The following is a 24,534-nucleotide window of genomic DNA, read 5'->3' as shown; positions in this document are numbered from 1 at the left end:
TAGGCCGCGATCGGCGAACGAATTTCACACCTCCGACGGACAGCTACCCGTGCGAGGATTGCGGCCACGGGGCTCTCTCCCCTGTACTAATTATAGTCTTTCGGCGAAAAAACGTGCGGAAAGCGCAACGCCGCAACGCTTTGTCTTATACTCCCACCATAAAAACCAGGCTGCGAGGAAGGTCATGTCATCCGTTATCACCACCCGCCAGGCGGGGATCGTCGACGTCGACGCCGGGCGCAACGTCACCGTAGTCGAGCCCAGCAATCTGTACGGCTGCCGGCTCGGCGACGATGTCTTCGTCGGCCCGTTCGTGGAGATCCAGCGCCACGTCAGCATCGGCGCGCGCAGTAAAATTCAGTCGCACAGCTTTATCTGCGAATACGTCACCCTCGGCGAAGCGTGCTTTGTCGGCCACGGCGTCACCTTCGCCAACGATCTGTTCAAAGACGGAGCGCCCAATGCCGATCCGGCCAGCTGGGGGCGCACGCGCGTCGGCGATCGGGTGTCCATCGGCTCCGGCGCCACGATCCTGGCGGTGGAGATCTGCAGCGACGCGGTGATCGGCGCCGGGGCGGTCGTGACCCGCGACATTACCCGCAAGGGAATTTATGCCGGCAACCCGGCGCGCCTGCTGCGGGAGCTGCCATAATGACCCCGGCCATCCGCATCGCGGCCATTGAGGCGCTGCCCGATGATTACCTGACGTGCGGCGATTTCGGCTTTACCATCCGCAGTTACGCCCTGCCGCAGTTCGACAGCCCGGTCGACAGCTGGCCAACCCGCCCGGTGGCGCCGTTTCGTAAACAGTATCCCCTGGCGCCGTTCGCCAACGAAGACAGCGTGACCTTCCTGGCGTATCGCCAGGACGAAGCCGTTGGCCACATCACGCTGAGCAAAAACTGGAACGGTTACACCTTGATCGACGAGATCGCGGTCAGCGCTCACGCGCGCCGTCAGGGCATCGCCGGGGCACTGCTGGACTGCGCCAAACAGTGGGCGCGGCAGCAGGAAACCTCGGGTATGATGCTCGAAACGCAGAACAACAATCTGGCCGCCTGTCGCTGCTACCAGCATTACGGGTTTATTCTCGGCGGCATCGACCGTTTGCTGTACCGCGCCGAGCCGGAGATCGCCGATCACGAAATCGCGCTGTTCTGGTATTTGCCGTTCAATAGCGAAATCGGTTACTGATTTATCGGCCGCCATTGAGGCTATGTTTACTTTTTAACCCCTACCATCGGATGAGAACTGTTATCACTTACTCTGATAAACCAGCGACACCCAGGGAGGGCCGTATGAACCAGAACAAGGTTGTTTTACTGATGTTAGCTATCGCCATGAGCGGATGCGCCGATCGCCCCGCCGCCGTCACCCCCGCAACGCCGCCGACCGACGTCACCGTTTCGCCGCCGGGCGTGCAGCCGGAGATGGACGCCAGCACCCGCAGCAAGCTGCGTGAGATCCTCACGCTGCGCGCCGGTTGGCCCGCCGCACAGCCGCATGGCCGCACCGTCGATTTGATTTCGCGCGAGTTTCTCGGCACGCCCTATCTCGCCAACCGCCTGATCGGCTCGCAGAGCACGCCCGAGCAGTTGGTGATCGACTTCCGCGGGCTGGATTGCTTCACCTACATCGATTATGTGGAAGCGCTCAGCACCGCCCGCAGCGAGAGCGAGTTCGTACAGCGTCTGGTAGACATTCGCTACGTCGACGGCAAAATCGCCTTCCCGCAGCGCAAACACTTCTTCACCGACTGGGCGCAGCGGCCGCACCAGGTGGCCGAAGACATCACCGCGCAGCTCAGCCCGCACGCCGTCACCCTCGTGAAAACCCTCAACCGCAAGGCGGACGGCAGCAGCTACCTGCCCGGTTTGCCCAACGTACAACGCAGCGTGACCTATATCCCCAGCGACAACGTCGACGACAAGGTGCTGGCCCAGCTGCGCACCGGCGATTACATCGGTATTTACACCAACCTGGACGGGCTGGACGTGACCCACACCGGCATCTTCGTGATGACCGACAGCGGCCCGGTGCTGCGCAACGCCTCTTCGCGCAAGGCCAACATGCGGGTGGTCGATTCGCCCTTTATGGATTACGTGATGGCTACGCCGGGCATCGTGGTGCTGCGTTCGCTCAGCCGATAACCCCCCGCCGCATAACGGCTATAAGCTATAGCCGTTTATGCTGAACGAGCGTTTGACTTCATCGGCGGTTCAGGCTTAGCTGTAAGGACAAAAAACAACTGATTTTATTGTTCTTTTCAGGGAGACTTCGATGACCTTACGCTGGCGTATCACCCCTCTGGCGGCGGCCTTCGCCGCCGTATTGGCGCTTCAGGGCTGCGATCAAAAAACCGATCGGGATCATATCAAGGTCGGCGTCATCAACGGCGCGGAACAGGACGTGGCGGAAGTCGCCAGACAGGTGGCGAAAGAGAAATACGGGCTGGACGTCGAGCTGGTCGGCTTTAGCGGTTCACTGCTGCCGAACGACGCTACCGACAAGGGCGAACTGGACGCCAACGTGTTCCAGCACCGCCCGTTCCTCGAACAGCAAAACAAAGATCACGGCTATAAGCTGGTGGCAGTCGGCAATACCTTTGTCTTCCCGATGGCCGGCTACTCCAAAAAGATAAAATCGCTCAAAGAGCTGCCGGACGGCGCGGTGATCGCCATCCCGCTTGATCCGACCAACCTGGGGCGCGCCCTGCTGCTGCTGGAAAAAACCGGGTTGATTACGCTGAAACAAGGTAAGGGGTTGTTGCCCACCGCCCTAGACATCAGCGCCAACCCGCACCATTACCAAATCATGGAGCTGGAAGGCGCGCAGCTGCCGCACGTGCTGGACGATCCAAAGGTCACCGTTGCCGTCATCAGCACCACCTACATCAACCAGACCGGTCTGACGCCGACCAAAGACGGCATCTTCATCGAGGATAAGGACTCGCCGTACACCAACATCATCGTCACCCGCGAAGACAACAAGGACGCGCCGAACGTGCAGAACTTCATCAAGGCCTACGAGTCAGACGAAGTGGCCAAGGCCGCCGAGAAAATCTTCAACGGCGGCGCGGTGAAAGGCTGGTAAATTCGACCCTCATCAAGGCGGATTCTGCGTACGAATCCGCAATATTTCACTTTCATTCCCCGTTTCCTTACGCTACACCTTTCTCTAAAAGCAAAACGCCCGCATGCTCACTCCTCCATAACACGGATTGTTCACAACAAAGGAGTGTCTCGATGCCGATCAAATTTGCCCCCAAGGTCGGGGAAATTCTTGAGTGCAACTATGGCAACTATCCCCTCTCAGTCTGCCAACCGTATGAAGCCGGCTTTTATGATGGCCACATTCCACCAGAAATGGTGAAGAACCGTTTAGTTGTTGTGTTAAACGGCAAAATTAACGGCAACGCCTGCATTATCGTACCGCTGTCGACCACCAGAGATTCGAACAAGATCGAACGGGGATTGCACATCGAAATTACGCGTGAACTCATCGAAGATATGAGATTCTTTCATCCGCAAACGCGCTGGGCAAAGGGCGATCTGGTGCAGCAAGTCAGCCGCCAACGGCTGAACAGAGCCCGTAAAGAGAGAGGCTTTCTTACCCAATGTCTGTCGCGCGAGCTTGTTGCTGACATACAACGCGCCGTCATTAAGTCGATCAATGCCAAAAATATGCTGTTCTGACCAGTACGCTGTTGTTGACAAAACAGACAAATCAGGTGAAATTGTCGCCGTAGCCGATAAAGGCCCTTATGCTATACCCTCCCTTTCAGGGACCTGCGAAGCCCAGCCATCCAGCTGGGCTTTTGCCTCTCTGGAGACCACCGATTTTTAAAACGTCATCTTTTCTTCCCGCTCTTGTCCCTTACGTGGCGTCAGGCTTTAGTATCCCGACACGCACAAGGGAGGAGCTGCATATGTTATTGAAAGTCGGGGAACTGGCGCGCCGGATGGGCGTTTCACTGGCGGAAGTCGGGGCAATTCTGGCGCGTTCAGGGCCGGTGCTTCCGGCGGTGATTGAGCAGCAGATCGCCATGTTGGACCCGCAGTTGGCACAGAGCGCTGCATTGTGCGGCTGACAACCCCATAGGGTTTTCTTATCTCACCATAAGAAAACCCGATTTACCCCGGCGGTGAGCGGCGCGCATAATGGCGTTTATCCGCTGATTTCCAAGGTAAACAGGCATTACCATGACGCTCTCCGCTCCCGTACTCAGCCTCCTCGATGCCACGCCGGACGATATGGCCGCCGTGCTGCGCATTTACACCCACCACGTGCTGTACGGTGCCGCCTCGTTTGAAGAACAGCCGCCGACCCTGGCGGAAATGCAGCTGCGGCTGAGCAAGGTGCAAGAAGCCGGGCTGCCCTGGCTGGTGGCGAAGAGCGAAGGCCGTATTGTGGGCTACTGCTATGCCACGCCGTATCGCCCCAGGCCGGCCTATCGCTTTACCGTGGAAGACTCGGTGTATATCGCCGAGGGGCAACAGGGCAAAGGCGTCGGCAAAGCGCTGCTGAGCGCGCTGATCGCCCGCTGCGAGCAAGGCCCCTGGCGCCAGATGCTGGCGATCGTCGGCGATTCCGCCGCCAACCGCGGTTCGCTGGCGCTGCACCAGTCGCTCGGCTTTACCAGCGTCGGAACGTTAAAGGCCGTGGGGTTCAAACTGGGGGAATGGCGCGACACCCACATCATGCAGCGCGCGCTGGGCGCGGGCGACAATCAGCATCCCTGAATGCATGGCGACGCACGATAGAGAGTTAGCGTCTATAGTGAAGAGTGATTTCATTGAGTTAGCGCCAATCGCGCGCGCCATTTAACCGATAAGGGAGAAGTGAATGAAAATTATTCTGTGGATTGTCGCCATCATCTTCATCGTGGGTTTGTTGACGATTACCGGCGTTCTCAAACTGATTTTTTAAAGCGTCTGCACCGTCCCGCCCCTCTCGGGGCGAGACTTTTCATCATGCCTTGAAACGCGCGCGTACCGCGCCCAGCGCCGACACCACCACCAGCGCCACGCCGCCGGCCACCAGCCCGAACGCCACGTTCAGCAGAGCCGGAACCACCCCCTGCAAGATATGGCCAAACGTCGGCACCACCGTGGTGTACGAGGCCCAGTCTTCGAAAAGGTGATGCACCGGCGGCAGACCGTGGGTCAGGATGCCACCGCCGACCATAAACATGGCGACCGTGCCGACGATCGACAGCGTTTTCATCAAATAAGGCGCGGCGCGCACGATGCCGCCGCCGAGGGAGCGCGCTAACGCGCTGCCTTTGCGGCTCAGATACAGCCCCAGATCGTCCAGCCTGACGATGCCGGCGACGATGCCATACACGCCGAGCGTCATCACGACGGCGATGCCGCACAAAACGATTACCTGCTGGCTGAAGGTGGCGCCGGCAACGGTGCCCAGCGTGATGGCGATAATCTCGGCAGAGAGCACGAAATCGGTGCGTATTGCGCCTTTCACCTTGCGCTTCTCATAGGCCGCAGCGTCCTCATTGGCGCCGGGCCCGTCCGATTTTTCCTCCTGCGCCGCCTTGCCGTGGCTCAGGCTGTGAAACACCTTTTCGAATCCTTCGTAGCACAGGTAGGCGCCGCCCACCATCAGCAGCGGCGTAATCGCCCAGGGTGCAAAAGCGCTGATCAGCAGCGCCAGCGGCACCAGGATCGCCTTGTTGATCAACGAACCTTTGGCGACGCTCCACACCACCGGCAGTTCGCGATCGGCTTTAACGCCGGTGACCTGCTGCGCATTGAGCGCCAGATCGTCCCCCAGCACCCCGGCGGTTTTTTTTGCCGCCATTTTGCTCATTAACGAGACGTCGTCCAACAACGAGGCGATGTCGTCGATGAGGGTAAGTAAGCTACTTCCTGCCAAAATGATTCATCCTTTTCATATTCACGGGCCATTCTATTTTTAGCATAGCGGTAAAGCGTCATGAAAGGATATGAGAGGATTGCGGAAAACGCCGGGCGGGCGAATGCCGCCCGGCGCCGGCGTTAGAGCGCTACGCTGCCGAGGATGAACGTCACGGTGATAACCGACAGCAGCGTCGTCCAGGTGATAATAGAGGCCATCGCTTCATGATCGCCCCCCATTTGCCGCGCCAGAATATAGGCGTTGCCGGCGCAAGGCACGGCGGAATAGAGAATGGCGATGCTGGCCGGCACGCCGGTAGCACCGAAATAGTGCACCAGCGCAATGGTAATCAGCGGCATGGCCACCAACTTCAGCACGGTCGCATAAGAGATGGAAACCAGCTTGCGGATATGCATGCTGACGATCAACCCTGCGCCGACCGACATCAGGCTCAGCGGCGTGGCGGCGTTGGAGAGATAAACGAACAGCTGTTTAAGCGCGCCGGTAATGTGCAGGTTGCACAGGTTCATCAGCACCCCGAACAACGCGCCGATGATCAGCGGGTTTTTCGTCAGCGCCAGCAGCGCGCCGCTCAGGCTTTTCTTGCTGCCGGTGCCGTAGTGGTTCATCACCAACACGCTCATGATGTTGGTCAGAATGATCATGTATGCCACGAAGAAACCGGACAGTGCCACCCCTTCGCTACCGAACAGCGATTGCGACAGCGCGATGAATACATAAGAGTTGTATCTGACTCCGCCCTGAAAAATGGAGGTAAACAGATCGGCCGACGTATTGAAGAACAGTTTGCCAACGAAAATAATCAACGCGATGGCCAGCGTGGAAACAATGGTCGCCACAACGGGATAAAAGCTGTCCGCGCCGCTAAAATCCGCCTCACTGATATCCAATATCAACAGCGCCGGAAAAAACAGGTAATAAACAAATTTGTCTGAGAAGCCCCAAAATACGGCGACGTCTTTAACATAGAGTTTTGACAAATAGCCCAGCACGATTAACAAAAAAATCGGCAATATAGAAAGAAAAACGTTCAGCATGAATAATAACCTTAAATCGAGAAAATGCGCTCTTCAACCTGATTGAGGTTGCGGTGATTCCACAAGCTTGCCGAAATGAAGACGCGTTGCACCCAGCGCAACGGCGTATCTCTTTCATCGAAAGAAGGCGTGAATTTATCGCGCGAATGCAGCGCAAAGCGGTTATCGATATACACCAAATCGCCTGGGCAAATATCGATGCCGATGGCGTTTTCTTTCACCAGCCCGTAGAAACGCTCCAGCGCGGCTTCCGCTCGCGGCGTGCTGGCCGCAATCATGCCGGGATAGAAGACGGCGCTCACATCCGGCAATACGTGATTTTGCGAAATCAGCGGCACAAGCGCGGTTTCTTCCCGCCCGGCCTGCGTGGATTGGCGCCAGCGGTAAGGTAGTTTGATGCTGTACAGCGGGCTGGCCAGCATTTCGACGTCCTCGCGGCTCAGTTGAGCGATCGCCAGACGCGAATCGGAGATGCGCGTCATCGGGCTGTGCGGATCGCGGCGCACACCGGCCAGCAGCAGGCCCATCGGCGAGACGTTGAACTGTTCCAGGTGTTTCAGCGCCGCATTTTCAATATGGAAGTCCAGTTCAACATCGAACCCCAGACCGGTATACTCTTTTTTGGCTTCGCGTTTGGGGATCAGATTATTAATCAGCTCCTTCCCCTCGAAATACATCGAATAGGGCTCACCGATTAGCGAAGAAATACCCACCAACAGGTTTTCGCTGATATTCCCGGATTTGGCCGAAGGCGTGTATTGGTTCGGACAAGGGGAAAAGAAAACTTCTTTATCCACCGGCACATTTTTTAAAATAAGGTAAGGCCGTGGTTTGATTGACGCCTTTTGCTGGCTTAATGCGGCGCTTAATCTGTGGGGCAAATGGGTAATCATGGCCGTTCGTATAGCGTGAATATACGCATCACCGCCGGCGGGATCGTAAGCAATTTTATCTAATGCCGAAAATAACTCGTTTCGTTCCTGATCCGTCAATTGAAAGACGTTTTGGTAATCCATCCTGAGCATTCCTTGACAATAAGAATATCATTAGCAAGCCTAATGAAAGCGGCAGGATGTTAACACTTTGCAATCAAATTCATAAAGATTTATTAACTAATTTCGTGATCTTAATCACCACTCCTCCGTCCAGTTAATGGCGGAGAAGAAGTGATTAAGAAACAAACAGCTACGCGGATGCATCTTCATCAGACGCGCCAGCGAATACGCGCGAGAGGTAGCGCAGGACATGATCGTGGGCCTCAAAGACGCACGATAAATGCGTACTGCCCTCAAGCAAGCCAAAGGCAACATGCACGCTGCCATGCTGTTCGACGAAACGCTGCAAGGATTGCGCGCTGAACAACTCATCCTGCGCCGCCGCCAGCAGCAAGGTCGGCAATCGCAGCGCCGCCAGTTGCTTTGCCGGGGTGCGTGGCGTCAACGCGTTAGCCATATTAACGCTGTATTGGCAGACAAAATCGGGGGCAGCGGCCAGCACGGCCGGGGGAAAATTCAGGCTGACCGCCCGAGATTGCCCAAACCACCGCCCGCCGCTGAACGCATTGGCCACAAAAGGCCATTGCCGCACCTGGGCAAAACGGGCCGTCGCCGCCAGATCGCGGGCCATCCCGGAAAATGGCCCCAGCTCGGGCGCCAGCAGGGTCAGGCTGTCCGCCTGCTGTTCACAAGGATAGCGGGTCAGGTAGTTGAGCAACATCCCGGCGCCGCTGGAATGGCCAAGCAGGTGCCTGCGCGCTAACGGAAAACGCAGGCGCATTTCCGCCAGGATGACATCGACATCGCGCCAAATACGCTCAGGCCGCTCAACCGTCCCCCGCTCTCCCGTGGAATCGCCATGCCCGCGAATATCGACCAGGCACACCGCGAGCGTTGGCTCGGCAGCCAGCTGGCGCGCAAGAATGTCATACCCGGCGGCGCTGTTAACCCCGCCGCCGTGATAAACCACGATCACGTCTTCGCTCTCGGCAGTTTGCCGATACAGGCGGTAGCTCAATCCCTCAACGCTGCCGGACGACGTGCCCACCTGTGCCCCCGGCCACTCGCCGTAAGACTTCGCTTGCTCAACATAACGGTCAAAATCAATCAATTCGCACCTTTCCATGATGTTGTCGGTATTCCCCACGGCAGAGTTCCTGCCCCGGCGATAAGCATATGAAACAACAGCAGGAACTGCCATGCCTTTTGCACGCTCCCCTTAGCCTCAGGGCAGATCCCCCGCCGGGACATTGAGCTGCCAGGAGAGCCCAAAGCGATCGTTGAGCCAGCCGAAGCGGGCGCTGAAGCCGTAGTCGTCGAGCGGCATCAGCACCTTGCCGCCCTCCGCCAGGCGGTGGAAAGCCTGCTCCAGCGCCTCTTCGTTAGGCAGGTTGATGAACAGCGACACCGCCGGGGTGAAGCTGAAATCATGGCTGATCGGGCTGTCGATAAACACCAGGTTCTGCCGGTCGAAATCGATGGCGGCATGCTTGATCAATCGCCGGCCGTCCGGCGTCGGGTCGTAATGCTGCACCTGCATGAGCCGAAAACGCGCAAACACCTGGCTGTAGAGGTCGATCGCCTGCTGCGCCTCCCCCTGGAACATGACAAAGGTCGAAACCTGACTCATAACATCCTCTCCGGCAATCGTTGTGGTATTAATGGAGGATAGCGGATTACCGTTGAAGCGGCGGAAAGGAGCAACCATGAGCATCATTCATCGCCTGGCGCAGCCGGACGATCTCAACGGCCTGTTGGCTCTGTATCGCGAGCTGCGCCCACAGGATGCGCCGCTGCGTACCGACGACGCACGCCGCACCCTGCAACGCCTGCTGGACGATCCGGCGATCCGTCTGGTGGTGGCGGCAGACGAGGAACAGCCGATCGCCACCTGCATGCTGGCGCTGATCCCGGGGCTGGCGCACCAGGCGCAGCCGTTCGGCGTCATCGAGCACGTGGTGACGGCAGAGCCCTATCGCGGCCACGGCGTGGCGCTCGCGATGATCGAATACGCGCTGCAGCTGGCCTGGCGCAAGGGCTGTTACAAAGTGATGCTGCTGTCGGGGCAGCAACGCACCGGCGCGCACCAGCTTTATCTCAAAGCGGGTTTCGACGGCGATCGCGAGCGGGGATTTGTCATCAGGCGGCCCGAGGGCCGATAGCGGCCTGCTGCAAACGAGCAGGCCGCCAGGCGGGTCATTCGGTGGCGTTTTTCGCCAGGCTGGCGTCTTTTTGCCGACGATAGTCGCGGGCGGCGGCCGGGATCGGCGTCACCTTGCCGGTTTCAATCCAACTGCGCAGCCGGTTGGCGTCGGCGAAGTGGGTATATTTGCCGAAGGCGTCCAGCACCACCAGCGACACCGAGCGGTTACCGATCACCGTACGCATCGCCAGGCAGTGGCCCGCCTGGTTGGTGAAACCGGTTTTGGTCAGCTGGATATTCCATTTCGGGTTATACACCAGATGGTTGGTGTTGCGGAACGGCAGCGTATAGTTCGGATCTTTGAAGCTGGCCATGCGCTCGGTGGTGGTGCTGAGCTGGCCAATCAACGGGTATTGCTTGGTGGCGATCAGCAGCTTGGTCAGATCGCGCGCCGTCGACACGTTATGGATAGAGAGCCCGGTCGGTTCCACATAATGGGTATTGGTCATACCCAGCGCCTTGGCCTTGGCGTTCATCGCTTTGATGAAGGCGTTGTAGCCCCCCGGATAGTGGTGCGCCAGGCTGGCGGCGGCGCGGTTTTCCGACGACATCAGCGCCAGCAGCAGCATATCCTTACGGCTGATTTCGCTGTTCAGCCGCACCCGCGAATACACCCCTTTCATCTCCGGCGTCTGGTGGATATCCACCGCCAGCATCTCGTCGAGCGGCAGGTGCGCGTCCAGCGTGACTATGGCGGTCATCAGCTTGGTGATCGAGGCGATCGGCACCACTTCATCCGGGTTGCGCGCGTACATCACCTTATGGGTTTGCATATCGACGACCATCGCACTGCCGGAGGCCAGCTCCGGCTGGGTGGCGTGCAGGGCGGCGGCGTTGTCGCTGGCCAGCGCGCGCGGCGCAAAGCCTGCGCCCACCTGCAAAGCGAGCAGGGTCAGAACCAAAACACGTATTTTCACAGGCATTACTCTGAAATGGGGGCTTGAACTCAGCGAATTATATGTGAGGGTTCAGCGCTTGGCACTGGGATTATAGGGCGGATTTGTGACAAATTCTGTCGGCCGAAAAACGACGCAGCCCGCGGGCGCTCTGGGATGAACGCCCGCGTAGAAAAAGTTACAGCGCCGGCTGCCAGGCCGACTGCGGCAACAGGTACAGCCCCGGCGTTTGCCGCGCCCCCGCGCCGACGATATGGCCGATGCCGGCCGCCATCACCGCCAGCGTCACGTCGAAGGCGTTGAGGCTGTCGCCGTAGCCGGCGGTCAGGTTGAACATCGAACCGTTGGCCAGCAAATAGACCGTCCTCTCATTGAGTTGGTAAGCGTTCACATAAGGCATCGGCTCGTGGTGCGGCAGGCCTTGCAGGAAGCCGACGTCGATCTCTTCCGCCACGTGGCCGACGTTAAGGATAAACACGCCGTCCTGCGCCTGTTGCAGATGCTGCGCCGAGAGCACGTTTTTCGCGCCGGTCGCGGTGGCGATCACGTCCGCCTGCGCGACGGCGCTCGCCAAATCCACCACCTGCCAGCCGTCATAACGCGCCTGCAGCGCTCGTGCCGGATCGATTTCCGCCACCATCACCTGGCCGCCGTAAGCCCTGGCCGCCGCCGCCGTCCCCTGCCCGACCAGGCCGTAGCCGATCACCAGCACGCGCTTTTCGTGCAGCGTCAAATGGGTGGTCTGGAAGAAGGTGTGCCAGGCGGTCAGCCCAACCATATGCCGATTGTGCAGCCCCTCTTTCACCGGCAGATCGTCCCAGTTGAAGATCGGGTAGCGCGGCGCCACGCCGTTCAAACGGTTGATGCCCGATCCGGTGGCTTCCAGCCCGGCGACGATCTGCGGGCCGTTCGGCGATTGGTGCAAACGGGTGGTCAAGTCCGCCCCCATTTCGCACAGGTGAGTCGGTTGCCAGGCCAACGCGCGGTCGAAAGATTCCGACCACTCGCCGGCGCTCATGTCACGCCAGGCGTAAGCCTGCGCGCCCCGCCGTTCCAGCCAGGCCACCACGTCGTTCTGCACCGTGGTGGGATTGCAGGTGGTCAGAAAGATCGCCGCGCCCTTGTCCAGCAGGCCGGCCACCAGCGGCGCCATTTTCAGATCCAGGTGCATATTGCACGCCAGCCGCACCCCGTGCAGGTCCGGCAACGCCGCCACCGCCGCCCGGGTGCGCGGCATATGGCGCATCGCCCAGTTCAATTCGCTCTCGAAATCCTGATACATCCGTTGCTCCTCTGGTGTGCCCCGCCGCCAGGCGTGGCAAAAAAGTTATCCCGCGCGGCCGAGCCGGCGGATCGCCTGCGGCGACAGGCCAAATACCCGGATAAACGCCCGCCTCATGCGCTCCGGATCGCTGAATCCCACCGAACGGGCGATCGCCTCCAGCGGCTCGGTGCTCTCTTCGATGCGCACCCTGGCCGCCTCCACCCGCAGCTGTTCGATCACCTTGGCCGGCGTCTGCCCGGTTTCGGCGCGGAACAGCCGACCGAACTGGCGCTCGCTCAGGCAGGCGGCGTCGGCCAGATCCGCCACCGACAGCGGCAGGTGCAAGTGCTCGCGCGCGAACGACAGCGCGGCGCGCATGCGATCCGACGACGGGTTCAACGCCAGCAGCAGCGAGTACTGCGACTGCCCGCCGGGGCGCCGGTGGTAGACCACCAGCTGCCGCGCCACGCCCGCCGCCATCGTGGCGCCAAGGTCGTCTTCTATCAACGCCAGCGCCAGATCGATGCCGGCGCTGATGCCGGCCGAGGTCCAGATATCGCCGTCGCGAATGAAGATACGGTTGCTGTCGACGCGGATGCGCGGGTAACTCTGCTGCAGCCGCGCCGCATGATACCAGTGGGTGGTGGCGCGCTTGCCGTCCAGCAAACCGCAGGCCGCCAGAATAAACGCGCCGGTGCACACGCTGGCGATGCGCCGCGCTCGCCGGCTGTGAGTCGTCAGAAACGACACCAGCGCCGGCGACTGCGCCGCCATCACGTTGCCGCTGCCGCCGGCCACCACCAGCGTATCGAAACGCTCGTCGCCGCATGGCTGCGTGGCGATCTCCACCCCGGCCGAGCTGGCGACCATCCCGCCCTGCGGCGAGATCGCCACGCAGCGGTAGGCCGGCGGATCGGTAAACTGGCTGACGTTATCGAACGCCGCCAGCGGGCCGGCAAAGTCCAGCAGGTTGAAACCGGGAAAAACCACAAAACCGATCGTTTTCATGATGGCGCTTTTTGAGGGTTATCTGTCATATCAGCCAAAAACAGGGCGGCTATTATGGCCCAGGTCCAACGATAAAAATGAGGCGAATGTCATGTCTGAACCACTCGTGATTGTATTTCCCATCTATCAAGGCGTCACCCAGCTCGATTTCACCGGCCCACTGCAGTTTCTGCGCCACATGCCGGGCGCGGAAATCGTCGTCGCTTCGGTAGACGGCGCGGATGTCGAATCGGAAGGCTTGCACTTCACCCAACTGCGCCCGCTGCCGGAGATCGCGCGCTGCGACGTGCTGTGCGTGCCGGGCGGCAGCGGCTGCACCCAGGCGCTGCAGGATGAAGCGTTCATGCGGCAAATCCGGCGGCTGGGCGCCGATGCCCGCTACCTGACCTCGGTGTGCACCGGTTCGCTGATCCTGGCGGCCGCCGGCTTGCTGCCGGGCAAACGCGCCGCCTGCCACTGGTCGATGCGCGACAGCCTGGCGCTATTCGGCGCCATACCCAGCGCTGCACGCGTTGAGCGCGACGGCAACGTGATCAGCGGCGGCGGCGTCACCGCCGGCATCGACTTTGCGCTGGCGCTGATCGCCGAACTGCACGGCGAAGACACTGCCCAGACGATCCAACTCTATCTGGAATACGCCCCGGCTCCGCCGTTCACGGGCGGCACGCCGGAACTGGCCCCGCCGCACATTTACGCCAAGGTACAGGCACAAATGGCGGAAAGCCTGGCGCAGCGCAGAGCGTTGGTGGCCCAGATCGCCCAAGGCTAGCGATCGGGCGTATACTTGCCCTTATGCGTCAGTCACATAAGGAGTAAGGAATGACCGATTTGGCCCACTACATTACGGACTACGGCTACTGGGCGTTGTTTATCGGCTGCCTGGCTGAGGGAGAAACCATCACGCTGCTGGGCGGCATCGCCGCCCACGAAGGGCTGCTGCACTGGCCGTGGGTGATAGCGGTGGTGGCGCTCGGCGGCACGTTGGGGGATCAGCTGCTGTACTTCACCGGCCGCCGGTTCGAAGGCCGAGTCATCTCGCGGCTCAAAGGGCAGGAAAAGCGCATCGCGCGCGCCAGAAGGCTGATCGCTCGCCACCCGATGCTGTTCGTTATCGGAGTGCGCTTTATGTACGGCTTCCGCATCATCGGTCCGGTGCTGATCGGCGCCAGCCGCCTGCCGCCGTCGCGCTTTGTGCCGCTCAACATCCTCGGCGCTATTCTGTGGGCGACGATCTTCGTCATGCTCGGCTATTTTGGCGGCCAGGCGATCGAAAGCTTCTTTACCGGCTTCAATAAAAAACTCTCCAGCCTGCTGTTTGTCGCGCTGGCGATTGCCGCCATCCTGCTGGTGCGCTTCTGGTGGCGCAAACGCCACGCGGAGTGAAACTCAGCGACTAAGCATCAGTTTGATGCCCAACAGCGCCAGCACGCCGCCGCTCAAGCGATCGAACCAGGCCTTGAAGCGCAGATAAATCTGGCGCGGACGCGGCGAAGAGAGCACGAAGGCGACAAAGGCGTACCACGCCACATCGACCGCCAGCGCGATCAAGGGTAGCGCCACATACATCCACGGCGCAATCGCGTGGCTAAGCAACGCGGCGAACACGCTGGCAAAGACGATGGCCGTATTCGGGTTGCCCAATTGAGTCAGCAGACCGGTGGTGAAGGCTTTACGCCATCCCAGCGGCTGCCCGCCCACTCCATCCACGTTCAGCGGCCGGTTGGCACCGCGCAACATGTTGAACGCCAGATAGATAAGATAGGCGCCGCCCAACAGCTTCAACGTCCCGTAAAGCCATGGCAGCGCCAGCAACAGCGACTGCAGCCCAAGCAGGGCCAACAGTGCAAAGACAAAGCATCCGACGCCCATTCCCAGCGCGACCGCCATGCCGTCGCCACGTGAGGAAGCCACCGCCGTACGCGCCACCAGAATAAAGCTTTGCCCCGGACTCATCGCCCCCAGCGCTATCGCGCCGGTAATGCTTATTATTGACAGCGCCGTCTCGCTCAACATGCCCACTCTCCCGTTGTCATTTTTTATTCAAACTAGCGCAGAGGTGAAAACAAAAGCAATAACAGTGCGTCAAGATCCCTGCGGCGCCGCGCGCATCAGCTCGACCAGCTCGCGCGCCGCCTTGTCCAGCGGGCGGCTCTTCAGCCAGATCAGATGCATCGGCAAGCGCAGCTCGTTCTTGGTATTTTTGAATTTCAGCCGCACCAGCCGCCCCTGCGCCAGCAGCGGCTCGGCCAGCGACAGCGGGAAATTGCCCCACCCCAGGCCCGCTTCCACCATGTTCAGCGCCATCGGCAGGCTGTCGGTGCGCCAGTAGGCCTCCGCCACCTGCGGGCGCAGATCGCCGATCGGCAGATCGCGGCTGGCCACCATGATCTGCCGCACGTTGATCAGATCCTCGAGAAACAGCTCGCCCGCCGCGCCCTCCAGCGCCGGATGCTGCGGCGATACCATCGCCACCAGCGACTCCGCGCCGACGGAGTGGAACTGCTCCGCGCTGTTGATGTTCAGCCCGCCGAACGCCAGGCAGACGCCAATGCGCCCCTGATGCAGCATATGCAGCACGTCGTCCTGCGGCGCGCTGAGCACTTCGATGTTCAGCAGCGGATAACGCTGCGACAGCGTTTTCACCGCCGCCAGCAGGCCGGCGCCGTTGATGTCCGACGCCACGCCGATCGAAAGCGTGCTTTCCAGCCCTTGGGAAAGTTCGATGGCGTGCACCTGCAGCTGCTTGAGCTGCCCGGCGATCAGGCGGGCGTGCGGCGCCAGGGCCAACGCCAGCGCAGTCGGCGTCGGTTCGCGGTGCGAGCGATCGAACAGTGCGAAACCGAGCTCCGCCTCCATGTTGGCGATGCCCATGCTGACGGCGGAGGGTACGCGCCGCAGCGCGCGGGCGGCGGCGGAAAACGAACCGCGATCGAGCACCGCCAGAAACAGTTCGATATTGTCGCTGGAAAAGTTCATCGTTTAACCTGTCAGTAAAACTGACAGCTCCTGACTTTTTCTATCAATGTGATTGACGCTATCTTAGCCGCCGTCGCCACAGAGGCAACTAAAAACAGATCGGGAGAAAACAATGCAAGGCGTCAAACGCAAACTGGTGTATGTCACCGCTTATGAACTTATCGGCATGACGATCTCGGCGCTGGGGCTGGCGCTGCTGTCGGGCCACGCGCCGAGCAGCACCGGGCCGCTGGCGGTGGTGATCACCACCATTGCGGTCAGCTGGAACTTCATTTACAACTACCTGTTCGAGTGGTGGGAAAGCCGCCAGGCGTCGCGCACCCGCACCCTAAAGCGCCGCATTTTGCACGCAGTGGGCTTTCAGCTGACGCTGGTGGTGTATCTGATCCCGCTGATCGCCTGGTGGATGGGCATCACGCTGTGGCAGGCGCTGCTGCTGGACATGGCGCTGATCGTCATCATTCCTTGCTACACCTTCCTGTTTAACTGGGCGTTCGACAAGCTGTTCGGCCTGCCGGCTTCGGCTCTGCCGGCCGGTGAATCCGCCTAAAAAGCCCCCGCGTCCGATTCGCCTGCGCACGCTAATTACTGCGCAGGCGCCATCGCTTTATTTTCCGCCCGCCGTCCCCCTCACGCAAAATAACTTCCAAATCCCTTTAATTTGCACGGTAATTATTATTCTGTGATTTCAATCACTTTTATCGTTCGATATTTCCGTGTTGATAATGAGACTCATCTTACTGAATAATATGCGCTTTTGTTTTCAGTTTAAAAAATACACACAATTGCTCACGCTTTGCGCACAGGTTTTTTTGCCACATTTATCGGGAAACGGTAGCATGCCACGCCGTTATTTAACGGCAGCTGTATACACAATAAACAGCGGAATGATGCTACGACCTCATTCTCATTACGATTGCTGATGGCAATCGTTTGCCCTGCAGCTCGGGGCGGCGTTCATCATAGACAGGTAAACAGGACGGATAATGCACTCACAAAAAAAGTCGGCGGACGATAAACACGCCGCCAGAAGACGCTGGCTAGACTCTCATGAATCCGGTTATCACAAAAGCATGGGCAACCGGCAGATCCAAATGATCGCCATCGGCGGTTCGATCGGCACCGGCTTGTTCCTCGGTACCGGCGGCCGTCTCGAACTGGCCGGGCCGGCGCTGGCGCTGGTCTATCTGGTGTGCGGGATCTTCTCTTTCTTCATCCTGCGTGCGCTGGGCGAACTGGTGCTGCATCGCCCTTCCAGCGGTAGCTTCGTTTCCTACGCCCGCGAGTTTCTCGGTGAGAAAGCCTCTTACGTCGCCGGCTGGATGTATTTCCTCAACTGGGCGATGACCGGCATCGTCGATATCACCGCGGTGGCGCTGTACATGCACTACTGGGGCACCTTCGCCGACGTGCCACAGTGGTTGTTCGCCCTCGGTGCGCTCGGCATCGTCGCCACCATGAACATGATCGGCGTGAAATGGTTCGCCGAGATGGAGTTCTGGTTCGCGCTGATCAAGGTGGTCGCCATCGCGCTGTTCCTGATTGTCGGCGTCGTCTTCCTCGGCACCGGCACGCCGGTCGCCGGCCACACCACCGGCATGCACCTGATCACCGAAAACGGCGGCATGTTCCCGCACGGCCTGCTGCCGGCGCTGGTACTGGTGCAAGGGGTGATCTTCGCCTTCGCCGGCATTGAGCTGATCGGCACCGCCGCCGGCGAGTGTAAAGATCCGGCCAAAATGATGCCCAAAGCGATCAACAGCGTAATCTGGCGTATCGGCCTGTTCTACGTCGGCTCCGTGGTGCTGTTGGTGCTGCTGCTGCCGTGGAACGCCTATCAGGCCGGCCAAAGCCCGTTCGTCACCTTCTTCAGCAAGCTGGGCGTGCCTTACATCGGCACCATCATGAACATCGTGGTGCTGACCGCCGCGCTGTCCAGCCTTAACTCCGGCCTCTACTCCACCGGCCGCATCCTGCGCTCGCTGGCGATGGGCGGCTCCGCGCCGAAGCTGATGGCCAAAATGAGCAGCCAGCAGGTGCCTTACGCCGGCATCCTCGTCACCTGCGGCATCTACGTGATCGGCGTGGTGCTCAACTATCTGGTGCCGTCGCAGGTGTTCGAGATCGTGTTGAACATCGCTTCGCTGGGCATCATCGCCTCCTGGGCATTTATCATCGTTTGCCAGATGCGCCTGCGCAAAGCCGTGCGCGAAGGCCGCGCACAGCCGGTCTCGTTCCGAATGCCGGGTGCGCCGTTCACCTCCTGGCTGACGCTGGCGTTCCTGCTGATCGTGGTGGTGATGATGGCGTTCGACTACCCGAACGGCACCTGGACCATCGCCACCATTCCGGTGCTGGCGGTGCTGCTGACGCTGGGCTGGTTCGGCCTGCGCAAGCGCGCGCAGGAAGTGAAGCTGGAACAGCAGGCTCACGAAGAACAAAACCCGCACTGATTCGACAAACCGCCCTCCGGGGCGGTTTTTTTTATCCGCTATAATCGGCCGTAGAACGTCATTCTGGCGCTTTCCGACAGCATCACGTCCGGCTGCGCATTGTAGGCTAGCACCACCAGCATGCGCGTGATGTCGCCTTCGGTCGGCGTCACCCGGTGCATGGCGTTGCGCCCGCGAAACAGCACCAAATCCCCCTCCTCCATCGCCAGCCGTTTGGCCGCCCGCTCCCCGTCCAGCACCTGCGTGACCCCGGCATAGTTCATCTCGCCGCGATCGGCATCGCGCAGGTTCTCCACGTACTCGAAACGCCCGCCCGCCGCCGGTTTCTGGATCAGTAGCGTGATGGCGAACGACGAGTTGTCGAAGTGCCAGCCCAGCTCCTGGCCGGTGTGGGCGTAATGCAGGTTGATCGACGACAGCCGATCGGCGTAGGGATACAGCTGCGCCTCATCCAGCACCGCACAGAGGAACGCGCGAAACGCCGGAGCGTCGTACAGCGCACGCAGCGGCGACTGCGGCGGAATATCTTCGTCGGTAATGCAGCCCTTGGACGACACCACCAGCCGGTTGCGCGCGTGATCGGCCGGCAGCGCGTCGTCCTGCGGCCGCAGATACACGTTGTGTTTGCTGGTGGCATAAAACGCCGCGTGGTGCTGTTCGGCGCCTTCCAACCGCACCGTCGCCAGCGCGGCGGCGCGCAGAAATCCCGGCAGTACTAACGCACCGCTGCGCTCCAGCGTTTGCCGGCAACGGGCGCGGAACTCGGCGTCGTCGATGGGATGGGCGGACAGATCGATAATATCGGCAAGTTGCGGCATGACATTCCCCTCGTGTGCGATAGCCGGATGCCTCTCACTGTAGCGAATGGCGCATTGCCGCCATAACAAAAATACGTTATGGATAAGCTAACCAATTCTTAGCGATAGCCCTGCCCATGCACTCACCGTCCCGCGCGCGCTTGCCCAAGCTGAGCGCCATTCTGGCGTTCGAAACCGCCGCCCGCACCGGCAGCCTGGCCCGCGCGGCGGATACGCTGGCGCTGACCGCCGCCGCCGTCAGCCAGCAGATCCGCCAGCTGGAGCAACATCTGGGGATCACGCTGTTCATCCGCGCCAAAAGCGGCGTCACGCTGACCGAACAGGGCGCGGACTACCTGGCCTACGTGCAGGAGGCGTTCGAAACGCTGCGCGTGGCGCAGCAGCACGTCGAGCGCCAGCGCGGCAAACAGGCGCTGACGGTATTCGCCCTGCCGGCGTTGGCCTCCAAGTGGCTGAACCCGGCGCTGGGCGACTGGCTGGCGCAGTGCCCCGACGGCGATCTGCGGCTGCACGCGACCCATACGGCGGTCGATTTCGCCCATTCGGCGGCGGACTTCGCCCTGTGCTTCGGCGATCAGGACTATCCGCTGCTGGAAAAGGTGCGGCTGTTTCAGGATCGGGTGCAGCCGGTGTGCAGCCCGGCGCTGCGCGATCGCGGCGACTGGACGCAGCTACCGCTGATCCACGTCGACTGGGGCAAGGAGAGCCAGTTTCTGCCGGGCTGGCACGAGTGGTTCACCGCCGCCGATCGAATGCCGCCGGTGCGGCGCGGGCTGACCTATAACCTGACTTCGCTGGCTATCGACGCCGCCGTGCAAGGGCGCGGGGTGCTGCTCGGCCAGCGGCGGCTGATCGCCCGTGAACTGGCGGAAGGCCAGCTGGTCACCCTGGCCGAACCGGCGCTGCCGCTCAGCAAACCCTACTACGTGGTTTACCCGCCGCGCACGCTGGAAAAACCCGGCGCAGCGGCGTTTCTCAGTTGGCTGCAGGCGCTGGCTCAGCGCGCGGTATAACCGCCGTCGATGCTGTAAAACGCGCCAGTGGTGAAACTGCTGTCGTCCGAGAGCAGGAAAGCCACCGTTTTCGCCACCTCTTCTCGCGTCGCCATTCTCCCCAGCGGGTGCGAAGCGGCCATCTGCGCCCGCGCTGACGCCGGCAGCGCCCCCATCGCCGGCGTATCCACATAGCCCGGCCCGACGGCGTTGATGCGCACGCCGCGCGTGGCGAACTCCAGCGCCGCCGAGCGCGTCAGGCCCAACACGCCATGCTTGGCGGCGGTATAAGGCGCAATCCCGGCAATGCCCACCACGCCGTTGGCAGAAGAGAGGTTCACTACCGCTCCGCCGCCGCCGGCGACGATCGCCGGCAGGCCGTACTTCATGCCGAAAAACGTGCCGCTCAGGCAGGTGGCGATCACTTCATGCCAGTCTTCGACCGCGTATCGATCGATGTCCACCTCGTGCGGGCCGGTGATCCCGGCGTTGTTGACCAGCAGATGCAGCGCGCCGCAGCGCCGCACCGTCTCTTCAATACCCTGCTGCACCGACGGCGCATCGCGCACGTCCATCCGCAACGTCATCACCCGTCGACCGTCAGGATCGAGCCGCGCGGCGGCTGCGGCGAGAGGCGCGGCGTGGCGGCCGGTCATCACCACCGTGGCGCCACGCCGAAACAGCTCGGCGGCGATCGCTTCGCCGATGCCGGTGGAAGCGCCGGTCACCAGCGCCACCCGATGTTTGAAATCTTGCATAACCGCTCTCCTGCAACGTTGAACTCAGGGGAACAGGCTAGCGCCGACCAGTGACAGTTTGCGGCAGCAGCGACAGCGCAGCACGTAATGCGCTCACAAACGCCGCAAAGCCCGCTATTTTATGCCTACTTTTTCTCATGCGAGACACCCTGTGGATACCCAACGCTACCTGCAGCATATCGGCTTTACCGGCGCCGCCCGCCCTGACCTTCCCACGTTGCAACAGCTGCACCATCGCCACATGCTGAGCGTCCCGTTCGAGAATCTGAGCATTATTTATCATCAGGGCATCCGGCTGACGCCGGAGGCGCTGTTCAGCAAGGTGGTCGAGCGCAACCGCGGCGGTTTCTGTTATGAGCTGAACACGCTGTTCGCTTTGCTGCTGCGCGAGATCGGTTTCAAGGTGAGCTTCATCTCCGGCGAGATCCGCGCGCGCGACGGCCATTTCGGCCCGCCCTACGACCACCTTGCGCTGCGGGTGGATCTGGAAGACCAAGCATGGCTGGTAGACGTCGGTTTCGGCGATTCCTTCCTGACGCCGCTGAAGATCGTCGTCGCCGAGCCGCAACCGCAGGCCAGCGGCACCTTCCACCTGGAACGGGAAGGCGAGTATTACCTGCTGGAGCGCCGCAACGGCGACCAACGTTCGCATGCCAAAACCCTGTATCGCTTTACCGTTCAACCGCGCGAGCTGCATGAGTTCGACGAGATGTGCCGCTTCCACAGCACCTCGCCGCAGTCGCATTTCACCCAGCGCCTGGTGTGTTCACGGCCGACGGACCACGGCCGGGTGACCCTCAGCGACATGAAGCTGATCGTGACCGAAGATCACCAGCGCCACGAAACGACGTTGCATTCGGAAGAGGAACGGCGCGCCGCGCTGTGGCAGCATTTCGCCATCGATTTGGATCGTTGAGGGCGCCGGCGGCGTCCTTTTATTACGATTCTGTTACACCGATTGCATAACCGCGCTTGGCTGATTGCCAGCACCGCGGCGGCAGGCATCATAGGGCCATGATTCGGCAACAGAGTGCGAAAAATGATCCGTGTGATACTGGTGGATGACCATGTGGTGGTGCGCTCCGGCTTTGCGCAGTTGCTCAACCTCGAGGACGATCTCGACGTGGTGGGGCAATACAGCAGCGCAGCGGCGGCCTGGCCGGCATTGCTGCGCGACGACGTCAACGTCGCGGTGATGGACATCGCCATGCCGGATGAAAACGGCCTCAGCCTGTTGAAACGCCTGCGGGCGCAGAAGCCGCAGTTCCGCGCGATCATCCTCAGCATCTATGACTCCCCCACCTTCGTGCAGAGCGCGCTGGACGCCGGCGCCAGCGGCTATCTGACCAAACGCTGCGGGCCGGAAGAGCTGGTGCAGGCGGTGCGTTCCGTCGATATGGGCGGCCATTACCTGTGCGCCGACGCGCTGCGGGCGCTGCGCGGCGGCGAGCGGCCGGCCACCGCGCTGGAAGTGCTGACCCCGCGCGAGCGTGAAATCTTCGATCTGCTGGTCAAAGGCGACAGCGTAAAGGAGATCGCTTTCAAGCTCGATCTCAGCCATAAAACGGTGCACGTGCATCGCGCCAACGTCCTGGGCAAGCTGCAGTGCAACAGCACCATCGAGCTGGTGCATTTCGCTCTCGACCATCAGCTGCTGGTGGGGCATTGATGTCGCCCCGCTTCCGGCCCTGGGTTATCTCGCTATTTATCCTGTTGGCCTGGGGCAGCGGCTGGCTGATGCTATGGACGCTCGGTTTCTATCTGACCCGCAACGGCAACCAGGCGGCGCTGTTTCTGCCGCACGGCGTCTATCTCGCGCTGCTGATCCTGCTGGCGCGTCGCTATTGGCCCGCCTTGATCGTGCCGCCGATCCTGCTGCTGTTCTGGCTGCACGGCGAACGCCTGCTGAGCGGCTACGGCCTGCTGGCCGCGCCGTTTATCACCCTGTTTCCGGCTGCGGTAGCGCAACGACTCTGGCACCGTTTTCCGCTCTACTGGCAGCGGCTGACGCTGCTGCTGGCTGCGGTGACCGCCGCCTCGTTGCTCAACACTGCCCTGCTTTCACCGTTTGTGCCAAGCCCGGCGATGCTGCTTGGCCTGGCGTCGTTTACCGGCGGCGTCTTGCTGACCCCGTTCGTCTATCTGATCTTTGAATTTCTGCGCCAGCAGCACCGTTATCACCTGCTGGGGCTGGACACCCCCAACCCGCCGCTGCGCGCGTCCTTAATCATCTGGTGCAGCCTGTTCTTCGTTATCGGTATCGGCACGCAGATGGTGCTGTCGCCGGAAATCGAGCGCCTGCTGCTGATCGTGGTGTTTCTGCCGAACGTGGTGATGGCGTGGAAGTTCGGCTGGCAGGGCGGTGTGCTGTCCGGCCTGCTCGGCAGCATGATGATCACCCTCGCCCGGCAGGTCGGCGTGGGGTTCGGCAACTTGGTCGAGCTGGAAATCTTTCTGGCGACGCAGGCGCTGCTCGGCATCGGCCTGGGCATCGCCATCAGCCGCCAGCAGCACCTGGCGCAAAACCTGCACCACTATCAGCGTCGCCTGGAAGAAGAGCTGGCGGCGCGGCGGGCGCTGACCGAAAAACTGATCCACACCGAAGAAGACACGCGGAAAAACCTGGCGCGCGAGCTGCACGATGAAATCGGCCAGAACATCACCGCGATTCAAATCCAGTCGCAGCTGGTCAAACGGGCGCACGATCCGGCGCAAACCCAGGCCGCCGCGCACCAGATAGGCGAGCTCGCCCGGCGCATTCATCACTCCACGCGCCAGCTGCTGCGCCAGCTTCGGCCGCCCGCGCTGGACGAGCTGGCGTTCAAAGAGGCGCTTCACCACCTGCTGAGCGAATTCGCCTTTGCCGAACGGGGCATCCACTGCCGTTTCGATTACCGGCTGAGCGACACGCCCGCCGGCGAAACGGTGCGCTTCACCCTCTACCGCCTGCTGCAAGAGCTGCTCAACAACGTGTGCAAACACGCCGAGGCCAGCGAAGTCGCCATCGTCTTGTATCAACAGGGGCCGCTTTTGCACCTCGAGGTGCGGGACAACGGCATCGGCATCCGCACGGACAAGGTGCCCGGCCTCGGCATTCAGGGGATGCGCGAGCGGGTCAGCGCACTGGGCGGCGAGCTGACGCTGGAAACGCATTGCGGCACGCGGGTAATTGTTAACCTGCCCACAAATTTGCAACAAACCGCCGACTAACTAGGAAAAAGTCTTAGCCACTCCGGACT

28 protein-coding genes and 1 pseudogene are annotated in these 24,534 nt (G+C 60.9%); 17 read left to right on the top strand and 12 right to left on the bottom strand.

The annotated features are described in order from the left end of the window. The first annotated feature begins 184 nt into the window (after positions 1-184). The 8 genes and pseudogenes from QOL81_RS09220 (at position 185) to QOL81_RS25795 (ending at position 4,929) form a co-directional block, all read left to right on the top strand. Positions 185-652 (top strand): acyltransferase, encoded by a 468-nt coding sequence (locus tag QOL81_RS09220; protein ID WP_060421008.1) that lies wholly within the window; start codon positions 185-187, stop codon positions 650-652. Further along, entirely contained in the window at positions 652-1,194 is a 543-nt protein-coding gene (locus QOL81_RS09215; RefSeq protein ID WP_060421005.1) for a GNAT family N-acetyltransferase, read from the top strand. Before QOL81_RS09220 ends, QOL81_RS09215 begins: the two co-directional genes overlap by 1 nt. Positions 1,195-1,298: 104 nt before the next feature. Then, positions 1,299-2,150 (top strand): DUF1460 domain-containing protein, encoded by an 852-nt coding sequence (locus QOL81_RS09210; protein ID WP_060421001.1) that lies wholly within the window; start codon positions 1,299-1,301, stop codon positions 2,148-2,150. 130 nt (positions 2,151-2,280) lie between these two features. Continuing rightward, a complete protein-coding gene (locus QOL81_RS09205) occupies positions 2,281-3,093 on the top strand; it encodes a MetQ/NlpA family lipoprotein (RefSeq protein ID WP_049201095.1) in 813 nt (270 codons plus the stop codon). 152 nt (positions 3,094-3,245) lie between these two features. After that, positions 3,246-3,695 carry a type II toxin-antitoxin system PemK/MazF family toxin gene (locus QOL81_RS09200; RefSeq protein WP_060440468.1) on the top strand — a complete coding sequence of 150 codons (450 nt, stop codon included), beginning with the start codon at positions 3,246-3,248 and terminating at the stop codon, positions 3,693-3,695. A 260-nt stretch (positions 3,696-3,955) separates the two neighbouring features. Beyond that, positions 3,956-4,081, top strand: a pseudogene (locus QOL81_RS09195) (MerR family transcriptional regulator); the annotation flags it as partial. A gap of 121 nt (positions 4,082-4,202) precedes the next feature. Beyond that, a complete protein-coding gene (locus QOL81_RS09190; protein ID WP_070914069.1) occupies positions 4,203-4,742 on the top strand; it encodes a GNAT family N-acetyltransferase in 540 nt (179 codons plus the stop codon). A 103-nt stretch (positions 4,743-4,845) separates the two neighbouring features. Continuing rightward, positions 4,846-4,929, top strand: a complete 84-nt coding sequence (locus QOL81_RS25795) for a small membrane protein YohP (protein WP_016928643.1) — start codon at positions 4,846-4,848, stop codon at positions 4,927-4,929. A 42-nt stretch (positions 4,930-4,971) separates the two neighbouring features. Here the strand turns inward: QOL81_RS25795 and QOL81_RS09185 are convergent, their stop codons facing one another. The 5 genes from QOL81_RS09185 to QOL81_RS09165 all read right to left on the bottom strand — a co-directional run bounded on the left by QOL81_RS09185 (position 4,972) and on the right by QOL81_RS09165 (position 9,557). Beyond that, positions 4,972-5,892: a DUF808 domain-containing protein gene (locus QOL81_RS09185; RefSeq protein WP_070914070.1), complete on the bottom strand. Its 921-nt coding sequence runs from the start codon at positions 5,890-5,892 to the stop codon at positions 4,972-4,974. Between the two features lie 122 nt (positions 5,893-6,014). Next, positions 6,015-6,932, bottom strand: coding sequence for an AEC family transporter (locus tag QOL81_RS09180; protein WP_025301959.1), 918 nt, complete (start codon positions 6,930-6,932; stop codon positions 6,015-6,017). A gap of 11 nt (positions 6,933-6,943) precedes the next feature. After that, entirely contained in the window at positions 6,944-7,948 is a 1,005-nt protein-coding gene (locus QOL81_RS09175; RefSeq protein WP_070914071.1) for a TauD/TfdA family dioxygenase, read from the bottom strand. Positions 7,949-8,117: 169 nt separating this feature from the next. Further along, positions 8,118-9,074 carry an alpha/beta fold hydrolase gene (locus tag QOL81_RS09170; RefSeq protein WP_230201685.1) on the bottom strand — a complete coding sequence of 319 codons (957 nt, stop codon included), beginning with the start codon at positions 9,072-9,074 and terminating at the stop codon, positions 8,118-8,120. Between the two features lie 78 nt (positions 9,075-9,152). Next, complete coding sequence (locus tag QOL81_RS09165) at positions 9,153-9,557, bottom strand: VOC family protein (RefSeq protein WP_047728359.1); 405 nt, start codon at positions 9,555-9,557, stop codon at positions 9,153-9,155. 76 nt (positions 9,558-9,633) lie between these two features. On the opposite strand from QOL81_RS09165, the gene QOL81_RS09160 reads away from it, so the two are divergent. Then, a complete protein-coding gene (locus tag QOL81_RS09160) occupies positions 9,634-10,089 on the top strand; it encodes a GNAT family N-acetyltransferase (RefSeq protein WP_033637538.1) in 456 nt (151 codons plus the stop codon). Positions 10,090-10,123: 34 nt separating this feature from the next. Here the strand turns inward: QOL81_RS09160 and pbpG are convergent, their stop codons facing one another. The 3 genes from pbpG to QOL81_RS09145 all read right to left on the bottom strand — a co-directional run bounded on the left by pbpG (position 10,124) and on the right by QOL81_RS09145 (position 13,298). After that, positions 10,124-11,053, bottom strand: coding sequence for a D-alanyl-D-alanine endopeptidase (gene pbpG, locus QOL81_RS09155; RefSeq protein ID WP_197658337.1), 930 nt, complete (start codon positions 11,051-11,053; stop codon positions 10,124-10,126). A gap of 151 nt (positions 11,054-11,204) precedes the next feature. After that, positions 11,205-12,308, bottom strand: a complete 1,104-nt coding sequence (locus tag QOL81_RS09150) for an adenosylhomocysteinase (protein WP_197658336.1) — start codon at positions 12,306-12,308, stop codon at positions 11,205-11,207. 45 nt (positions 12,309-12,353) lie between these two features. Next, entirely contained in the window at positions 12,354-13,298 is a 945-nt protein-coding gene (locus QOL81_RS09145; protein WP_060420980.1) for a GlxA family transcriptional regulator, read from the bottom strand. A 91-nt stretch (positions 13,299-13,389) separates the two neighbouring features. Here QOL81_RS09145 and QOL81_RS09140 point away from each other — a divergent pair, with 91 nt between their 5' ends. Both QOL81_RS09140 and QOL81_RS09135 read left to right on the top strand, forming a co-directional pair. Then, positions 13,390-14,067, top strand: coding sequence for a DJ-1/PfpI family protein (locus tag QOL81_RS09140; RefSeq protein ID WP_060420976.1), 678 nt, complete (start codon positions 13,390-13,392; stop codon positions 14,065-14,067). Between the two features lie 50 nt (positions 14,068-14,117). After that, positions 14,118-14,681, top strand: a complete 564-nt coding sequence (locus QOL81_RS09135; protein WP_060420973.1) for a DedA family protein — start codon at positions 14,118-14,120, stop codon at positions 14,679-14,681. 3 nt (positions 14,682-14,684) lie between these two features. Here QOL81_RS09135 and QOL81_RS09130 read toward each other — a convergent pair whose 3' ends face one another. Together QOL81_RS09130 and QOL81_RS09125 are read right to left on the bottom strand one after the other, a co-directional pair. After that, complete coding sequence (locus QOL81_RS09130; protein ID WP_060420970.1) at positions 14,685-15,311, bottom strand: LysE family translocator; 627 nt, start codon at positions 15,309-15,311, stop codon at positions 14,685-14,687. Between the two features lie 69 nt (positions 15,312-15,380). After that, positions 15,381-16,274 (bottom strand): LysR family transcriptional regulator, encoded by an 894-nt coding sequence (locus QOL81_RS09125; protein ID WP_060420965.1) that lies wholly within the window; start codon positions 16,272-16,274, stop codon positions 15,381-15,383. A 112-nt stretch (positions 16,275-16,386) separates the two neighbouring features. On the opposite strand from QOL81_RS09125, the gene QOL81_RS09120 reads away from it, so the two are divergent. After that, positions 16,387-16,824 (top strand): PACE efflux transporter, encoded by a 438-nt coding sequence (locus QOL81_RS09120; RefSeq protein ID WP_060420963.1) that lies wholly within the window; start codon positions 16,387-16,389, stop codon positions 16,822-16,824. 436 nt (positions 16,825-17,260) lie between these two features. Continuing rightward, the gene (ansP, locus tag QOL81_RS09115) at positions 17,261-18,727 is read left to right on the top strand and encodes an L-asparagine permease (RefSeq protein ID WP_070914074.1); all 1,467 of its coding nucleotides are present in this window, start codon (positions 17,261-17,263) and stop codon (positions 18,725-18,727) included. A gap of 38 nt (positions 18,728-18,765) precedes the next feature. On the opposite strand, the gene QOL81_RS09110 is transcribed toward ansP, so the two are convergent. Next, entirely contained in the window at positions 18,766-19,545 is a 780-nt protein-coding gene (locus QOL81_RS09110; RefSeq protein WP_060420961.1) for a HalD/BesD family halogenase, read from the bottom strand. A gap of 116 nt (positions 19,546-19,661) precedes the next feature. Between QOL81_RS09110 and QOL81_RS09105 the strand changes: the two genes are divergently transcribed. After that, the gene (locus QOL81_RS09105; RefSeq protein WP_070914075.1) at positions 19,662-20,558 is read left to right on the top strand and encodes a LysR substrate-binding domain-containing protein; all 897 of its coding nucleotides are present in this window, start codon (positions 19,662-19,664) and stop codon (positions 20,556-20,558) included. On the opposite strand, the gene QOL81_RS09100 is transcribed toward QOL81_RS09105, so the two are convergent. After that, positions 20,543-21,295 (bottom strand): SDR family NAD(P)-dependent oxidoreductase, encoded by a 753-nt coding sequence (locus QOL81_RS09100; protein WP_070914076.1) that lies wholly within the window; start codon positions 21,293-21,295, stop codon positions 20,543-20,545. The two genes, QOL81_RS09105 and QOL81_RS09100, sit on opposite strands and share 16 nt — an antisense overlap. A gap of 151 nt (positions 21,296-21,446) precedes the next feature. Here QOL81_RS09100 and QOL81_RS09095 point away from each other — a divergent pair, with 151 nt between their 5' ends. The 3 genes from QOL81_RS09095 to QOL81_RS09085 all read left to right on the top strand — a co-directional run bounded on the left by QOL81_RS09095 (position 21,447) and on the right by QOL81_RS09085 (position 24,505). Further along, complete coding sequence (locus QOL81_RS09095) at positions 21,447-22,211, top strand: arylamine N-acetyltransferase family protein (RefSeq protein WP_049201122.1); 765 nt, start codon at positions 21,447-21,449, stop codon at positions 22,209-22,211. 123 nt (positions 22,212-22,334) lie between these two features. Then, on the top strand, positions 22,335-22,964 hold the full coding sequence (locus QOL81_RS09090) for a response regulator transcription factor (protein WP_060420954.1): 630 nt from the start codon (positions 22,335-22,337) through the stop codon (positions 22,962-22,964). Next, positions 22,964-24,505: an MASE1 domain-containing sensor histidine kinase gene (locus QOL81_RS09085; protein WP_060420951.1), complete on the top strand. Its 1,542-nt coding sequence runs from the start codon at positions 22,964-22,966 to the stop codon at positions 24,503-24,505. The genes QOL81_RS09090 and QOL81_RS09085 overlap by 1 nt, the downstream gene beginning before the upstream one ends. Positions 24,506-24,534: the final 29 nt, after the last annotated feature.

The organism is Serratia sp. CC22-02 (assembly GCF_900182895.1).
In the GTDB taxonomy this organism is placed as follows: domain Bacteria; phylum Pseudomonadota; class Gammaproteobacteria; order Enterobacterales; family Enterobacteriaceae; genus Serratia; species Serratia nevei.
This window is presented reverse-complemented; position numbering and strand designations above follow the sequence as displayed.

What these genes read in the sequence shown, in the direction of transcription:
- QOL81_RS09220 (WP_060421008.1), top strand. Translation starts at nt 185, where the DNA reads ATGTCATCCGTTATCACCACCCGCCAGGCGGGGATCGTCGACGTCGAC.
- QOL81_RS09215 (WP_060421005.1), top strand. Translation starts at nt 652, where the DNA reads ATGACCCCGGCCATCCGCATCGCGGCCATTGAGGCGCTGCCCGATGAT.
- QOL81_RS09210 (WP_060421001.1), top strand. Translation starts at nt 1,299, where the DNA reads ATGAACCAGAACAAGGTTGTTTTACTGATGTTAGCTATCGCCATGAGC.
- QOL81_RS09205 (WP_049201095.1), top strand. Translation starts at nt 2,281, where the DNA reads ATGACCTTACGCTGGCGTATCACCCCTCTGGCGGCGGCCTTCGCCGCC.
- QOL81_RS09200 (WP_060440468.1), top strand. Translation starts at nt 3,246, where the DNA reads ATGCCGATCAAATTTGCCCCCAAGGTCGGGGAAATTCTTGAGTGCAAC.
- QOL81_RS09190 (WP_070914069.1), top strand. Translation starts at nt 4,203, where the DNA reads ATGACGCTCTCCGCTCCCGTACTCAGCCTCCTCGATGCCACGCCGGAC.
- QOL81_RS25795 (WP_016928643.1), top strand. Translation starts at nt 4,846, where the DNA reads ATGAAAATTATTCTGTGGATTGTCGCCATCATCTTCATCGTGGGTTTG.
- QOL81_RS09180 (WP_025301959.1), bottom strand. Translation starts at nt 6,932, where the DNA reads ATGCTGAACGTTTTTCTTTCTATATTGCCGATTTTTTTGTTAATCGTG.
- QOL81_RS09175 (WP_070914071.1), bottom strand. Translation starts at nt 7,948, where the DNA reads ATGGATTACCAAAACGTCTTTCAATTGACGGATCAGGAACGAAACGAG.
- QOL81_RS09165 (WP_047728359.1), bottom strand. Translation starts at nt 9,557, where the DNA reads ATGAGTCAGGTTTCGACCTTTGTCATGTTCCAGGGGGAGGCGCAGCAG.
- QOL81_RS09160 (WP_033637538.1), top strand. Translation starts at nt 9,634, where the DNA reads ATGAGCATCATTCATCGCCTGGCGCAGCCGGACGATCTCAACGGCCTG.
- pbpG (WP_197658337.1), bottom strand. Translation starts at nt 11,053, where the DNA reads ATGCCTGTGAAAATACGTGTTTTGGTTCTGACCCTGCTCGCTTTGCAG.
- QOL81_RS09150 (WP_197658336.1), bottom strand. Translation starts at nt 12,308, where the DNA reads ATGTATCAGGATTTCGAGAGCGAATTGAACTGGGCGATGCGCCATATG.
- QOL81_RS09145 (WP_060420980.1), bottom strand. Translation starts at nt 13,298, where the DNA reads ATGAAAACGATCGGTTTTGTGGTTTTTCCCGGTTTCAACCTGCTGGAC.
- QOL81_RS09140 (WP_060420976.1), top strand. Translation starts at nt 13,390, where the DNA reads ATGTCTGAACCACTCGTGATTGTATTTCCCATCTATCAAGGCGTCACC.
- QOL81_RS09135 (WP_060420973.1), top strand. Translation starts at nt 14,118, where the DNA reads ATGACCGATTTGGCCCACTACATTACGGACTACGGCTACTGGGCGTTG.
- QOL81_RS09130 (WP_060420970.1), bottom strand. Translation starts at nt 15,311, where the DNA reads ATGTTGAGCGAGACGGCGCTGTCAATAATAAGCATTACCGGCGCGATA.
- QOL81_RS09125 (WP_060420965.1), bottom strand. Translation starts at nt 16,274, where the DNA reads ATGAACTTTTCCAGCGACAATATCGAACTGTTTCTGGCGGTGCTCGAT.
- QOL81_RS09120 (WP_060420963.1), top strand. Translation starts at nt 16,387, where the DNA reads ATGCAAGGCGTCAAACGCAAACTGGTGTATGTCACCGCTTATGAACTT.
- ansP (WP_070914074.1), top strand. Translation starts at nt 17,261, where the DNA reads ATGCACTCACAAAAAAAGTCGGCGGACGATAAACACGCCGCCAGAAGA.
- QOL81_RS09110 (WP_060420961.1), bottom strand. Translation starts at nt 19,545, where the DNA reads ATGCCGCAACTTGCCGATATTATCGATCTGTCCGCCCATCCCATCGAC.
- QOL81_RS09105 (WP_070914075.1), top strand. Translation starts at nt 19,662, where the DNA reads ATGCACTCACCGTCCCGCGCGCGCTTGCCCAAGCTGAGCGCCATTCTG.
- QOL81_RS09100 (WP_070914076.1), bottom strand. Translation starts at nt 21,295, where the DNA reads ATGCAAGATTTCAAACATCGGGTGGCGCTGGTGACCGGCGCTTCCACC.
- QOL81_RS09090 (WP_060420954.1), top strand. Translation starts at nt 22,335, where the DNA reads ATGATCCGTGTGATACTGGTGGATGACCATGTGGTGGTGCGCTCCGGC.
- QOL81_RS09085 (WP_060420951.1), top strand. Translation starts at nt 22,964, where the DNA reads ATGTCGCCCCGCTTCCGGCCCTGGGTTATCTCGCTATTTATCCTGTTG.